The following is a 14,144-nucleotide window of genomic DNA, read 5'->3' as shown; positions in this document are numbered from 1 at the left end:
ATGGAAATAAAAAAGGGAGGAGCAGTGTCCAAATTACTGGATGGAGTTTATATCCCGAGAATGTTCAAAGTTAGGCAGATTTTCCCGCGGCCTTTAATTAAACCTGAAGATATACCCTATGTAGTAGAAAAAGAACTTTCCAGAGAGAAATTTTCACGGAAGATCAAGCCAGGGATGAATATTGCCATTACAGCTGGAAGCAGGGGTGTTGCAAATGTTGCAATAATAACCAAAGCTATAGCTGATTTTGTTTCGTCTAAGGGAGCTAAGCCATTTGTAGTACCTGCAATGGGAAGTCACGGGGGGGCGACTGCTGAGGGGCAGGTGGAACTGCTTGAAAGTTATGGAATTACGGAGGAGTTTTTGGGATGTCCTATTAAATCATCCATGGAAGTCATAACAGCTGGAACTATGGAAGGTGGAAGGGAAGTAGTTATAGACAAAAATGCGGCTGAGTCTGACGGTATCATAGTTTCCTGTCGTATTAAGCCTCATAATGCATTCAGGGGAAAATATGAAAGTGGTATCATGAAGATGATGGCGGTAGGGCTTGGAAAACAGGTGGGAGCAGAACGGGTACATTCACAGGGGATGCAGAATATAGGAAAAAATATAGAGCAAATTGGAAAAGTTATAATTCAAAATGCACCTATTCTTTTTGCAGTACCGTGTATAGAAAACGCCTTTGATGAAACGTGTAAAATAGTGGGGATTGACTCAGATGAAATTGCAGATAAAGAACCGGAACTGCTTAAGGAAGCATTTTCCAACATGCCTAAAATAATAGTCGGGGAATGTGATGTTCTTATTGTCGATGAAATAGGCAAGAATTATAGTGGTACAGGTGTGGATCCTAATATTACAGGTACATTCTCCACGAAATATGCATCTGGTGGGGTGAAGGTACAGAGGACCGCCATGCTTGACCTGAGCGAAAAATCTCATGGAAATGGGCTTGGAATTGGACTTTCGAGTGTTATAACGAAAAAATTGTTTGATAAACTTGACTTTGAAAAAATATATCCAAATTGCATTACAAGCACTGTACTTGAATCGGCAAGAATACCCTGCGTAGTGGCAGATGACAGGGAGGCCATACAGCTTTGTATAAAAACATGTGTAAATATTGATAAAAAAAATGCAAGAATAGTCAGGATACCAAACAGTTTGCATATTGAGCATATAATGCTTTCAGAGGCCTATTATGACGAAATAAAAAAATATACTGATATTGAAATAGAAAGTGAACCGGAGTATGTGAAATTTGATGAAGATGGGAATCTGCTTTAAAAATAATCTTTAGGCATATATATAAAAATGAATTGATGTAAAGGATTAATGTTTGTGCAATTGAATATTGATTGAGATAATCAAAAGTATGATAATTAAATTACAAACAAACGTTGTTACAGTTATTATTTTTGGAGGGATAGGATATGGGAAATGAACAAAATTCAATAAAAAATACACCGGTTGTTACTGACTTGAAAGTTATTCCTGTAGCGGGTCACGACAGCATGCTGCTTAATCTCAGCGGAGCACACGGCCCTTTTTTTACACGTAATATTTTAATTTTGAAAGACAGTTCTGGAAATGTGGGAATTGGGGAGGTGCCCGGCGGTGAAAAAATACGTGAAACAATACAGGATTCAACGCCATTAGTTGTTGGACAAAGTATTGGAAAATATAAATCAATAGTTAATAAAATCAAAGATACCTTTGCATGCAGGGACTGCCTTGGAAGAGGAGTTCAGACTTTTGATATGAGAATTGCAATTCATGCGATGACGGCAATAGAAGCTGCACTTCTTGATCTCGTGGGAAAATTTTTGGGGGTGCCTGTATGTGAATTGCTTGGTGAAGGACAGCAGAGGAAATCAGTAAAGGTTTTAGGATATCTTTTCTTTGTAGGTGATCGTAAAAAGACAAGCCTACCTTATGTAAATGAACCTGACTCAAATGATGACTGGTCACGTTTACGTATAGAAGAAGCAATGACTCCCGAAGCGGTTGTAAGGCTTGCAGAAGCAGCAGAACAGAGATATGGGTTTAAAGATTTCAAACTTAAGGGCGGAGTTCTTGAAGGAGAGAAGGAAATAGAGGCTGTTACTGCACTTCATAAAAAATTTCCTGATGCACGTATTACACTTGATCCTAATGGAGCGTGGTCATTATGTGAAGCCATAGACTTGTGTAAAAATTTAAATGGAGTTCTTGCGTATGCAGAAGATCCCTGTGGTGCTGAAGAAGGATTTTCAGGGCGTGAAGTAATGTCTGAATTCAGGAATGAAGTTGGACTTCCTACAGCCACAAATATGATAGCGACTGACTGGCGCCAAATGGTACATTCTCTGCAAATGCATTCTGTAGATATACCTCTTGCTGATCCTCATTTCTGGACTATGGAAGGATCGGTAAGAGTGGCACAGACATGCAGGGACTGGGGGCTTACCTGGGGTTCACATTCGAACAATCACTTTGATATTTCACTTGCAATGTATGCACAGACAGCAGCTGCAGCTCCGGGAAAAGTTACTGCTATAGATACCCATTGGATATGGCAGGATGGTCAATATCTGACCCAAAATCCTTTCAAAATTATTGGAGGCATGATAGATATTCCCGATAAACCAGGTCTTGGAGTGGAGATAGATATGGAACAGGTTGAGAAAGCAAATAACTTGTATAATAAAATGTCATTAGGTGCCCGTGATGATTCTGTTGCAATGCAGTATTTAATTCCAGGCTGGAAATTCAACAACAAAAAACCATGCTTAGTAAGATAAAATGTAATTCTAATTAGCTAGCACATGTTGTGTTAGCTAAATTGTTATAAGGAGAGAATTATCATGCCGAATATAGTAGAATCATCATTCAAGCCCAATATCAGGTTTAAGCCCCTGATGGTTTCAATTCTGGTTGGGATATTGATTTGTCTTGTGCCAAGACCGGATTCAGTGCCCATAAATGGTTGGTATCTCCTGGCGATATTTGTTTCTATTATAGTAGCATGTGCTCTTGGAGCAGTGTCATTGGGCTTGGCTTCTTTTATTGGAATATTCATATTAACCTGTACACATATTATAACAACTAAAGAAGCTTTTTCTTCATATAGTGAAGGACTCATCTGGCTGATAGTCTGTGCGGACTGTCTTTCCATAGGTATAACAAAGACAGGACTTGGAAAGCGTCTGGCTTACAATATAATTAGGAAGATAGGAAGGAGGACAATAGGCGTCGGATATTCATTGGTACTATGTGAAGGGATACTTAGCATGTTGATTCCAAGTGCGACTTCAAGATCTACAGGAATAATACTGCCAATTGCGAAGGCACTTTCAGAAGCTTATGGCTCAAGAGCTGGGGATGGCACGGAAAAGAAGGCAGGCACTTTTTTAATGCTCACAGCCATACACAGCAATCTTATTTCATCATCATTGTTTGTTACATCTTCTGCAGTAAATTTATTAGCTATTGCCATGGCCAGGGACTTGGGAGTGAAAACAGATATAACTTTTGGTTTGTGGCTTTTAGTGGGCATAGTACCGGTATTGATAAATTTTATAGTTGTACCAGTAATTATTTATTTTATATGCCCGCCTGAAATAAAAAAGCTGGACAATGTCGAAAAATTGATGAGCGACAATTTAAGGCAGCTGGGCTCCATGAAAAAATCCGAAAAATTTGTGGTAGGTGTATTTATTATTGTAGTGGCCCTATGGATATTTGGATCTAAATTAAATATTGACGCAACAACAGTAAGTGTTTTGGGACTGATAATATTAATAGCATCGGGAATTGTATCCTGGGAAGAATTTACCGGGAAAAGAGGGATCTGGAATCTTGTTATATGGCTTGGTGCTTTTATGATGATGGCTGGACAGCTCAACAAGCTGGGAATAATTAAGTGGATAAGCAGTATAGTTACTAATTATATACAGGGTATATCATGGCTTTCTGCATTAGTCATAATTTGTATTTCAATGTATTATCTGCACTATTTGTTTGCAAGTAATATGGTGCATTTTACAGCATTATTTACAGCATTTCTAACAATATTGCTGAGTATTGGTGCACCTCCGGTATTATCTGTATTTTTACTGGTGGATATATCAGCTTTAAGTTCAGGACTGACCCATTATGGGATAGCACAGGGAGGTGTATATTTTTCTGAAGGATATGTTGAACAGAGAACCTGGTGGTTTGTTGGTTTTATTGTGTCAATAGTACATCTCGTAATTCTTCTTGTTTTTGGAATGGCGTGGTGGAAATTGATAGGAATGTATTAAAAGGAGGTTGTATGTTGATGAGAGGTACACCTGAAATAGTAGATATGAAAGTCATTCCTGTAGCTGGGTATGACAGTATGCTTTTGACATTGAGTGGAGCCCATGGTCCGATTTTTACACGTAATATAGTAATACTCAAAGATAACTCCGGGAATATAGGACTGGGTGAGGTACATGGCGGTAATGATATTACGAAAACATTGGAAAGTTATATACCACTTGTGATAGGCAGACAGATAGGCGATTATAGAAATATATTAAATCTGATACGTAATGGAGGGTATCAGGCTGCCGGAAATGATGGAAGGGGACTTCAGGGATTAAATTTAAAGAATATGAAATTTGTTGTAAAAGCGGAAACGGCTGTAGAATCGGCACTTTTGGATCTATTGGGGAAATATATGAATTTGCCGGTGGCTTCACTTCTTGGCGATGGAATTCAGAGAGATAAAGTACTTGTATTAGGGTATTTGTTTTATATTGGTGATAAGGATAAAACGGATCTGCCATATATAGATGAATCTGACAATAATGATATATGGTTTAGAACAAGGCGAAGATCTGCCTTGACAACGGAGGCTGTTGTAGAAGAAGCTCAGGTACTTAAGGAGAAATATGGCTTTGGGAATTTCAAGCTTAAAGGCGGAGTTTTTAAAGGTGAAGCAGAAATGGAAACCATGATGGCTTTGAAGAAATCCTTTCCGGAATGTGTATTCAATATAGATCCCAATGGTGCATGGTCGCTGAATCAGGCGATAAAATTATGCAAAGATATGAGAAATACATTATCTTATGTTGAAGATCCATGTGGAGCAGAGAGAGGATATTCAGGAAGAGAGATAATAAATGAATTTAAAAAGGCAACAGGCTTCAAGGTTGCTACAAACATGATTGCAACAAATTGGCCTCAATATTATCATTCAATTATTCTGGGAGCTGTAGATATACCTCTTGCTGATCCCCATTTCTGGACCATGAATGGTTCAGTACGTGTTGCTCAATTGTGTAATGACTGGGGGATGACTTGGGGCTCACATTCAAACAACCATTTTGATATTTCTCTTGCCATGTATATACATGTTGCGGCAGCAGCACCCGGACATATTACAGCAATGGACACACATTGGATTTGGCAGGATGGCCAGCATATTGTAAAAAATCCGCTGAGTATTAAAAACGGATATATAGAAGTTCCAAAGAGGCCAGGATTGGGAATAGATATAGATATGGATAAAGTATCAGAGGCAAACAAACTCTATGAAAGGCTGGATTCAGGAGATCGTAATGATGCACTGGCCATGCAGTATTTGATCCCTGGATGGAAGTTTGATAGTAAAAAACCGTGCATGGTAAGGAGTGAATAGATAATGAAAGATGAACAGATATTTCCTTTGTACATCAAAGTCAATCCCAGTGATAATGTAGCTATAATAGCTAATAAGAATGGATTGAAAAAAGGAGTTGTATTTGATGATGGACTTAAACTTCTTTCTGATGTACCACAGGCAAACAAGGTAGTATTGAAGGATATATCAAAGGATGAGCCTATCATAAGATATGGCGAGATAATTGGATATGCAGAATGTGATCTGGAAAAAGGCAGCTGGCTTCGTGAAGATAAAGTGCGGCTTCCAAAAGCGCATTCCCTTGATGAGCTGAAAAGTGGACATATGATTGATGACTACGAGCCACTTGAAGGTTATACCTTCATGGGATATAGAAATGAAGACGGAAGCGTCGGAACTAAAAATATACTGGGTATTACAACTACTGTTCAATGTTCGGAAGGTGTAGTCAATGTTGCCATAGACAAGATAAGGAGGGAGCTGCTTCCAAAATACGGGAATGTAGATGATGTTGTTGCACTTAATCATCTTTATGGATGTGGAGTTGCCATACATGGGGATAATGCAGAAATTCCCATAAGGACCATAAGAAATTTATCGAGGAATCCAAATTTTGGAGGTCAGCTGCTGACAGTATGCCTTGGGTGTGAAAAATTGGTACCGACGATACTTTTCCCCAGAATAGAAAATGATGATCTTGTAATTTTACAGGAATGTCATGGATTTGAGGAGATGATTAACGAAATAATGAGAAAGGCGGACAGGAAACTTGAAAAATTGAATTCCAGAACGCGTGTTCAATGTCCTGTATCCGATTTGGTAGTTGGACTTCAATGTGGTGGAAGTGATGCATTTTCCGGGATCACTGCAAATCCTGCTGTTGGATTTGCAGCAGATTTACTTGTAAGGGCTGGTGCGAAGGCAATGTTTTCAGAAGTAACTGAAATTAGAGATGCGGTTCATCTTCTGGCACCGAGAACAGCCAATGATGAAGTCCTTGCAAAACTTGTAAGAGAAATGAAATGGTATGATAGATATCTCGACGAATCCCATGTGGATAGAGATGCAAATCCCTCACCAGGCAATAAAAAGGGAGGACTTTCAAATGTGGTTGATAAAGCTTTGGGGTCTGTAGCCAAATCGGGAAGTACCAGCATAGTTGACGTACTTTCTCCTGGAGAGAGAATCAAAAAGAAAGGTATGACCTATGCTGCAACGCCTGCCAGTGATTTCGTATGTGGTACTATGCAGCTTTCTTCCGGCATGACATTACAAGTATTTACTACAGGAAGAGGTACAACCTACAATTTAAGAGTGGCACCTGTTATAAAGGTCTCAAGCAATACAACTCTCAAGGAAAAATGGAATGACTTGATAGATCTTGATGCAGGAAGAATAGCAAGCGGGGAAAAGAGCATCGAAGAAGTAGGGTGGGAATTATTTAATTTGATTCTGGGGGTTGCCAGTGGAACAAAGAAAACCTATGCAGATATTCATGGACTTTACAATGCTCTTGGAATATTCAATCCTGCTCCAATTACATGATCTTTGAATTTTATTTATGCATATATATAAAACACATTGGTGATGGCTGTTGATATTTGTGCAAATGAATATTGATTGGTATATACAAAAGTAAGATAATGTTAGTATAAATTTAAAGTACAGGAGGATCAACATATGAAAATAGGATTTATAGGACTTGGAATTATGGGAAAACCAATGTCGAAGAATTTAGTCAAGGCAGGCTATGACCTTGTAGTGTTCGATATTAACAAAGCATCAGTTGATGAAGTCGTAAAAACTGGAGCCGAAGCTGGCACTTCAGCAAAGGATGTTGCATCGAAAAGTGATGTTGTGATAACAATGCTTCCTAATTCTCCACAGGTTAAACAGGTTGTTTTTGGAGAAAACGGTGTTGCGGAAGGAATAAAAAAGGGTTCTGTACTTATTGACATGAGTTCCATAGCACCTCTCGTTTCGAGAGAAGTGGCTGAAAAACTGGAAAAACAGGGAGTAGATATGCTGGATGCCCCGGTAAGTGGTGGAGAACCAAAAGCTATTGATGGAACTTTATCCATAATGGTAGGGGGAAAAGAAGAAACTTTCAATAAATTCAAGGATCTGCTTTTGAAAATGGGTACGAGTGTAGTATTATGCGGCGATATTGGAGCTGGAAATGTAACAAAGCTTGCAAATCAGGTTATAGTTGCACTTAATATAGCAGCCATGTCCGAAGCATTTGTACTTGGTACAAAAGCTGGTGTATCTCCGGAGCTTATTTATAATGCCATCCGTGGAGGACTTGCAGGAAGTACTGTACTTGATGCAAAAGCACCGATGGTTCTTGACAGAAATTTCAAACCTGGATTCAAAATTGATCTTCACATAAAGGATCTGACCAATGCAGTCGAAACTGGAGCAGGAGTGGGTGCTCCGCTGTTCCTTACAAGTCAGGTGCTTGAGATACTCAGAAATCTTCACCTGGACGGTGAGGGACAGAGTGATCACTCGGCTATTGTAAAGTTCTACGAGAAATTGGCAAATGTTGAAGTTGCTAAATAATTGAATATGTTTAAAATAGAGGTAGGCTTGTATTGAGTGAGCCTGCCTTTATTATTTTGATAACAAGAGGTGAATAGTTATGAAGCGAAATATTCTTGTACTGATTCCGCTTGAGGAAAAAAATAAAAAACTTTTGGAGCAAAAAGATATATCTGCTGATTATGTGTATGAAACACCTAAAACAGTTGAAAGAGAACAGGTACAGGCTGCCAATATTATTATTGGAAATCCACCTGTAGATATGGTAAAGGGATCTGAAAATCTTGAATGGCTTCAGCTTGAAAGTGCCGGAGTAGGAAAATATACAGATAAAGATGTACTTCCGGAGGATGCTGTGCTTACAAATGCATCCGGGTCATACGGCCTGGCAATATCCGAGTACATGCTTGCTGTTTTATTCGAGCTTTATAAAAAGCTCCATTTGTACAGGGATGATCAGGCAAAACATATATGGAAATATGAGGGAGAGGTAAAATCAATTTACAGATCTACGGCTTTGATTATCGGGCTTGGTGATATAGGAGGCGAATTTGCCAAAAGAGTTAAGGCACTTGGAGCCTATACTATAGGAGTTAGGCGTAAAAATCCAAGCAAACCGGATTATCTGGATGAGCTTCATTTCATGGACGATCTTGAAACTTTACTGCCTCGGGCAGATATCGTGACTTTGAGTCTGCCGGCTACAAAGCTTACAAACAAGATTATAAATGAGAGGACACTGAAGCTGATGAAAAAAGATGCCGTGCTTATTAATGTCGGGCGTGGAAATGCTATTGATACTGATGCACTCTGTGATGCCCTTGAAAATGGACATCTTCTAGGGGCCGCATTGGATGTTACAGATCCTGAACCTCTTCCGGAAGGACACAGACTCTGGAGGATGAAGAATGCTGTCATTACACCGCATGTTTCCGGTGGGTACAGCCTTCATGAAACTTATAAGAGAATTGTAAGATTGGCTATAAGTAATCTTGAGGCCTTTGTCGGTGGAAAAGATGTTGTGAATATTGTAAACCGATCGGCGGGATATTAAATAGTAAACAGATAATGCAGCTCTAAAAGCTGCATTGTTTTTCTAACTGTGATTGCTTTTTATAGAATGTTTCTTTGCATTCCGGTTGCCATTTTGGGCCTCACGTGTTAAAGGTGTCTGTCCGCTGCATTTTCTCTCTCTTACTTCCTTTTTGTCTATCTGACTGTCTTTAGCCATTATGAATCACTCCTCTATTGGATCGGCTTTTTTGTTGCCGGTCTTGGCCTTCCCCTGAATTTCTCCAACAGGAGAGCCATTGTTTTTTGGAAATTTCATTTTTTTATTGCTTTCAGTACCGTGAGGATCACTTGGATCCGGTCTTCTCATACCTGCTTTGGCCATAAGTAAATTTCCCTCCTATTTTATTTTTACTATTATATTGTTCAACTTAATGTATATTTATACTTGAAAACATATATATTGTGATATAATACTTCCAAGAAAGTAAAATGTTTTCATTAGAAATTGGGGGGAGGATGTGAAAAAGATGTTTATAAATAAATTTGCAGATAGGATGGAAAGACTAGGGACAGAATCTGCCTTTGAAGTGCTTTCGAGAGCAAAACAGCTTGAGAGACAGGGTATTGATGTAGTACACTTCGAAATAGGTGAGCCGGATTTTGATACACCGAAAAATATAATAGAAGCTGGTAAGAAAGCTCTGGACAGCGGATATACACACTACTCGGCAGCCCAGGGATATCTTCCACTAAGAGAGGCGATAGCGGATTATACAGAAAAACACAAGCACGTGAAAACAAGTCCGGAGGAAGTTGTAGTTGTGCCCGGTGGCAAGCCTATTATTTTCTATACCATATTGTCACTTGTAAATTCCGGTGATGAGGTAATATATCCCGACCCGGGATTCCCGATATATAAATCCATGATTGAATTTTCAGGAGGTACACCTGTGTCATTGAATATCAGGGAAAATAACAATTTCAGGCTGGATGTAGACGAGCTGAAATCCAAAATAACGTCCAGAACAAAGCTTATAATTGTAAATTCACCTGCCAATCCGACGGGAGGAGTACTTACGGAGGAGGATATAAATTCCATTGCACAAACCGTGAAAGGCAGGAATATATATATACTGTCAGATGAAATATATACGAGAATAAACTATGGCAACATTCAAATAAAATCAATAGCATCCATTCCTTACATGAAGGACTGGACAATTATCCTGGACGGTTTTTCAAAGACCTATGCAATGACAGGATGGAGAATCGGCTATGGAATAATGAACAGGGAACTTGCCCAAAAAGTTACGGACCTCATGATAAACTCCAATTCCTGCGTTGCTGGATTTACTCAGATTGCGGGTATAGAGGCACTTATAGGACCGCAGGATCAGGTTGACAGGATGGTTGAGGAATTCAAGAAAAGAAGACAGGTTATTGTAGACGGACTGAACAGCATAAAGGGTATCAGCTGCAGGAAACCAGAAGGAGCCTTCTATGTATTCCCGAATATAAAAGATACTGGCATGAAAAGCAGGCAGCTTGCAGATTATCTGCTGAATGAAGCAGGGGTGGCGACTCTTTCAGGTGCAAGTTTTGGAAGCTGTGGAGAAGGATATCTGAGATTGTCTTATGCCAATTCCGTAGATAAAATAGAAATGGCTCTGGAACGCATGGGAAAAGCCCTGCAGCATATTTAAAATTTATTATTTGCAAGGGGGCTTTAAAATGGATGGAAGAAGCAGTGGTATATTGATGCATATTACATCTCTGCCAGGGTCATATGGAATAGGAACCTTTGGGAAAAGTGCCTGTGAATTTGTGGATTTCCTTGCTGAAGCGGGTCAAAAATACTGGCAGGTGCTTCCTTTTGGACCTACGGGTATGGGAGATTCTCCGTACCAGACTTTTTCGGCCTTTGCAGGAAATCCATATTTCATAGATCTTGACACCTTGAATGAAGAGGGCATCCTTGACAAATCGGCATACGAAAACATTGACTTTGGAAATGATCCTGAAAAAGTCGACTATGGGAAAATATTTGAGCACAAGATGAAAGTCCTGAAAGCTGCATACGAAAACAGCAGGGGAAAGTATGAAAAAGATATTGAAAAATTCAGGGCGGACAACAGCTACTGGCTTCAAGACTATGCACTCTATATGGCACTCAAGACGAAATTTGATTCAAAGCCCTGGCAGTATTGGAGTGAAGGCATAAGGTCCGGAGAACCCTCTGAAATTCAGCACTGCAAAATAGAATTGGATCAGGATGTGAAGTTCTGGATTTTTTTGCAGTACATGTTTTTCAAACAGTGGAATAAGCTTAAAAGTTATGCACATGAAAATGGCATAAAGATAATAGGGGATATTCCCATTTACGCTGCGGAGGATAGTGCAGATACCTGGTCACACAGGAAGGTATTTTCAGCAGATGCAGTATCGGGATGTCCGCCGGATGAATTTTCGGACAAGGGACAGCTGTGGGGGAATCCCGTATACAGGTGGGATTATTTGAAAAGCAGCGGATATAGGTGGTGGCTGGAAAGACTTAAAAAGAATTCGGATATGTATGACGTGGTTAGGATAGATCATTTCAAGGGTTTTGAATCCTTCTGGCAGATACCCCGCGGAGAGAAATCTGCTGCAAATGGAAAGTGGGTTAAAGGCCCTGGAATAGAATTTTTCAGGAAGATTAAAGAAGATATAAAGAATATGGATATAATAGCAGAGGATCTTGGATATCTTACGGATGATGTAATAAAATTACGTGAGGAGTCGGGTTATCCTGGAATGAAGGTTCTGGAATTTGCCTTTGATTCAGCAAAAGACAGTATCTATCTGCCCCACAACCATGAAAGAAACTGTGTTGTCTATACAGGAACCCATGACAATGAACCTGTCATGGGGTGGATTCAAAATACCGGAAAAGAGAACTTCGACTTTGCAAAAAGATATTTGGGATTGAGTAAAGAAGAGGGATACAACTGGGGTTTTATAAGAGGCGCCCTAAGCTCTGTGGCAGAGCTTGCAGTTATACCGCTCCAGGATTATCTCGGACTTGGAGATGGGGCCAGAATGAACACTCCGTCAACCATGGGGGAAAACTGGAAGTGGAGGATAAAAAGAGGACGGCTTACAGAAAAGCTGGCACATAAAATCAAAAATATTACAGAGATTTATGGAAGATAATATATTTTAGCTGCTCTCTTTTATATGGGCAAGGCGTTCAAAATCCGGTCTTGTAGCGGAGTCAAGAAGATAGGCGGACTGAGTTGCCCCCATTACCCTGTTTGAATTCAGTGCGTCAACTATTTCATTGCCTGTCCTTATTCCTACACCATGACCGTAGTACATCCCTTCCCCAAGGTCAATTACATTTTCCCCCTGCCATTCGGGAGTTAGGGGACTTACCTGCGGATTTTTAAAGTACAGGCAGTCTCCGGGCAGGGGATTTTCTATGTCCATTGTGGCAAGTCCCAGATTCCTGTCTACATTTTGCCAGTTCATTAAATATATATCGGGTAATACGGCATCAAACAGCCTGTTTCCAAAAGAGTCAAGGCAGGCCTTGTAAAATACTATGACTATTGCCGTTGCACATTCAGTACCGTATTTACTGCCGTTTCTGTAAATATCGTTGATTGCAGCTGAGGGACTTGCTCCTTCTTTCAGCAGAAAGCCCCCCTGCCGCGTCCTCTCCCAGTAGTTCCCGTTGCAGTAGGATTTACGGAAGGTGCTGAAGGACAAATTGCTTTTATCAAGTGCTATGGCTGCATTTACAATGTTATTTCTCAAATTCGATTCAAAACTCATTGTACTCCTCCTATTCTGGCTATTTTTATCTGATCCTCCAGAGGGGAGCGTATCCACAGACCCCATAGATATATATTCCTGCTGTGTATTTTCAAGGAAAAATTCGAGAGAAGCACCTTCACATTTTCATCAAGCTTTTTGAATTCATCAAGAAGGCTGTATTCCTCGGGAGTGGGACAGCAAACGGCTTTTCCTGTATCGCAGCATATGTTCCTGCATAGATATTTCCCTTCTAGAACTACCCTGTAGGGCCTCGGCTTGAAGGTCTGATGAAAGCTTTCGCCCGTATATTTCAAGAATGCACTGTTTTCCTTCATCCAGTTTGAAAAGATGGTGTATTTTTTTGCTCTGCCTGTACTTTCCTCCAGTTCAGGTATAAAATTCAGCAGCTTTGAGGCCAGCTCAACGTCTTTTTTGTGGTCAGAAAGTAATTTTTGACCTATGATCATAAGACTTTCGGGATTTGCAGACTGGAAAAATGCCCAGATGAGATCGTGAATCAAAAGGCCCTTTTTATGTCTTTCAAAAATTATGTCCGCCATAATGGGAAGCAGTGTACTGTCCCTGTATATTTGTGTCAAGATTGCGGAAGTGATATCCAGTACCCGGGCATATTCATCACTTATGCCGTCGCTGGAAGCTCCGGATGACAATATCCACCTTAAAACTGAATGAATGAGGTGTATATGTCTGAAGGAGAGATTTTCCTGAGGGGTGTTCTGTTTTTTGTCTGAAAGTATCTTTTTTATAATCAGCAGGGCTATCTTGTTTCTTTGATTCAGGTTTCTGAATAAATCAGTCCTTCTGATTTCATCTTTGAGAATAAACAATGTTGGAAACTGCAGCTTTTTGTCATTGATAAAAATATCTGCCTTATCCGGATTCTGTCTGGAGAGCTGGTTGAAAAAATCCTTCAGGTCATCCGGACCCTTGCTGTTTCTCACACCGTCTAAAAAATTTAAACTGTCGGGATCTGAATTGTACATGGATATCTAATATCTCCTTTAATAGATCTATCCATATATATTTATTTCTATAGGTTTTTTTTATTCCTCTCATTAGAAAATATTCTCATATTAAACGTTTTACAGCTTAAACAATGTAAAAAGTATGTATTCTAATGTAAATATGGCTT

The 14,144-nt window shown here is 39.7% G+C and carries 12 protein-coding genes and 1 pseudogene; 9 read left to right on the top strand and 4 right to left on the bottom strand.

The features are described 5' to 3' along the window. From LKE46_RS12580 to LKE46_RS12550, 7 genes and pseudogenes are all read left to right on the top strand, one after another. Complete coding sequence (locus tag LKE46_RS12580; RefSeq protein ID WP_291722825.1) at positions 1-1,290, top strand: DUF362 domain-containing protein; 1,290 nt, start codon at positions 1-3, stop codon at positions 1,288-1,290. Positions 1,291-1,436: 146 nt separating this feature from the next. Then, positions 1,437-2,786, top strand: coding sequence for an enolase C-terminal domain-like protein (locus tag LKE46_RS12575; protein WP_291722822.1), 1,350 nt, complete (start codon positions 1,437-1,439; stop codon positions 2,784-2,786). A gap of 63 nt (positions 2,787-2,849) precedes the next feature. Next, on the top strand, positions 2,850-4,289 hold the full coding sequence (locus LKE46_RS12570; RefSeq protein WP_291722819.1) for a DASS family sodium-coupled anion symporter: 1,440 nt from the start codon (positions 2,850-2,852) through the stop codon (positions 4,287-4,289). A gap of 17 nt (positions 4,290-4,306) precedes the next feature. Further along, on the top strand, positions 4,307-5,653 hold the full coding sequence (locus LKE46_RS12565) for an enolase C-terminal domain-like protein (protein ID WP_363316023.1): 1,347 nt from the start codon (positions 4,307-4,309) through the stop codon (positions 5,651-5,653). Between the two features lie 3 nt (positions 5,654-5,656). Continuing rightward, positions 5,657-7,180: a galactarate dehydratase gene (garD, locus tag LKE46_RS12560; protein WP_291722812.1), complete on the top strand. Its 1,524-nt coding sequence runs from the start codon at positions 5,657-5,659 to the stop codon at positions 7,178-7,180. Between the two features lie 126 nt (positions 7,181-7,306). Beyond that, positions 7,307-8,200 (top strand): annotated as a pseudogene (gene garR, locus LKE46_RS12555) (2-hydroxy-3-oxopropionate reductase); the annotation flags it as partial. A gap of 79 nt (positions 8,201-8,279) precedes the next feature. Continuing rightward, the gene (locus LKE46_RS12550) at positions 8,280-9,233 is read left to right on the top strand and encodes a D-2-hydroxyacid dehydrogenase (protein WP_291722809.1); all 954 of its coding nucleotides are present in this window, start codon (positions 8,280-8,282) and stop codon (positions 9,231-9,233) included. Between the two features lie 42 nt (positions 9,234-9,275). On the opposite strand, the gene LKE46_RS12545 is transcribed toward LKE46_RS12550, so the two are convergent. Next, positions 9,276-9,410 carry a hypothetical protein gene (locus tag LKE46_RS12545; protein ID WP_291722806.1) on the bottom strand — a complete coding sequence of 45 codons (135 nt, stop codon included), beginning with the start codon at positions 9,408-9,410 and terminating at the stop codon, positions 9,276-9,278. 6 nt (positions 9,411-9,416) lie between these two features. Further along, positions 9,417-9,575, bottom strand: coding sequence for a hypothetical protein (locus tag LKE46_RS12540; RefSeq protein ID WP_291722804.1), 159 nt, complete (start codon positions 9,573-9,575; stop codon positions 9,417-9,419). Positions 9,576-9,720: 145 nt separating this feature from the next. On the opposite strand from LKE46_RS12540, the gene LKE46_RS12535 reads away from it, so the two are divergent. Both LKE46_RS12535 and malQ read left to right on the top strand, forming a co-directional pair. Next, complete coding sequence (locus tag LKE46_RS12535; protein ID WP_291725691.1) at positions 9,721-10,896, top strand: pyridoxal phosphate-dependent aminotransferase; 1,176 nt, start codon at positions 9,721-9,723, stop codon at positions 10,894-10,896. Between the two features lie 28 nt (positions 10,897-10,924). After that, positions 10,925-12,385: a 4-alpha-glucanotransferase gene (gene malQ, locus LKE46_RS12530; RefSeq protein WP_291722801.1), complete on the top strand. Its 1,461-nt coding sequence runs from the start codon at positions 10,925-10,927 to the stop codon at positions 12,383-12,385. 6 nt (positions 12,386-12,391) lie between these two features. On the opposite strand, the gene LKE46_RS12525 is transcribed toward malQ, so the two are convergent. Further along, entirely contained in the window at positions 12,392-13,009 is a 618-nt protein-coding gene (locus LKE46_RS12525) for a protein-glutamine gamma-glutamyltransferase (protein ID WP_291722798.1), read from the bottom strand. Further along, on the bottom strand, positions 13,006-13,995 hold the full coding sequence (locus tag LKE46_RS12520) for a hypothetical protein (RefSeq protein WP_291722795.1): 990 nt from the start codon (positions 13,993-13,995) through the stop codon (positions 13,006-13,008). Before LKE46_RS12520 ends, LKE46_RS12525 begins: the two co-directional genes overlap by 4 nt. Between the last annotated feature and the right edge of the window lie 149 nt (positions 13,996-14,144).

Source organism: Clostridium sp. (assembly GCF_022482905.1).
Taxonomy (GTDB): domain Bacteria; phylum Bacillota; class Clostridia; order Clostridiales; family Clostridiaceae; genus Clostridium_B.
The sequence above is the reverse complement of the archived record's forward strand: the minus strand, read 5'-3'. Positions and strand labels throughout refer to the sequence as shown.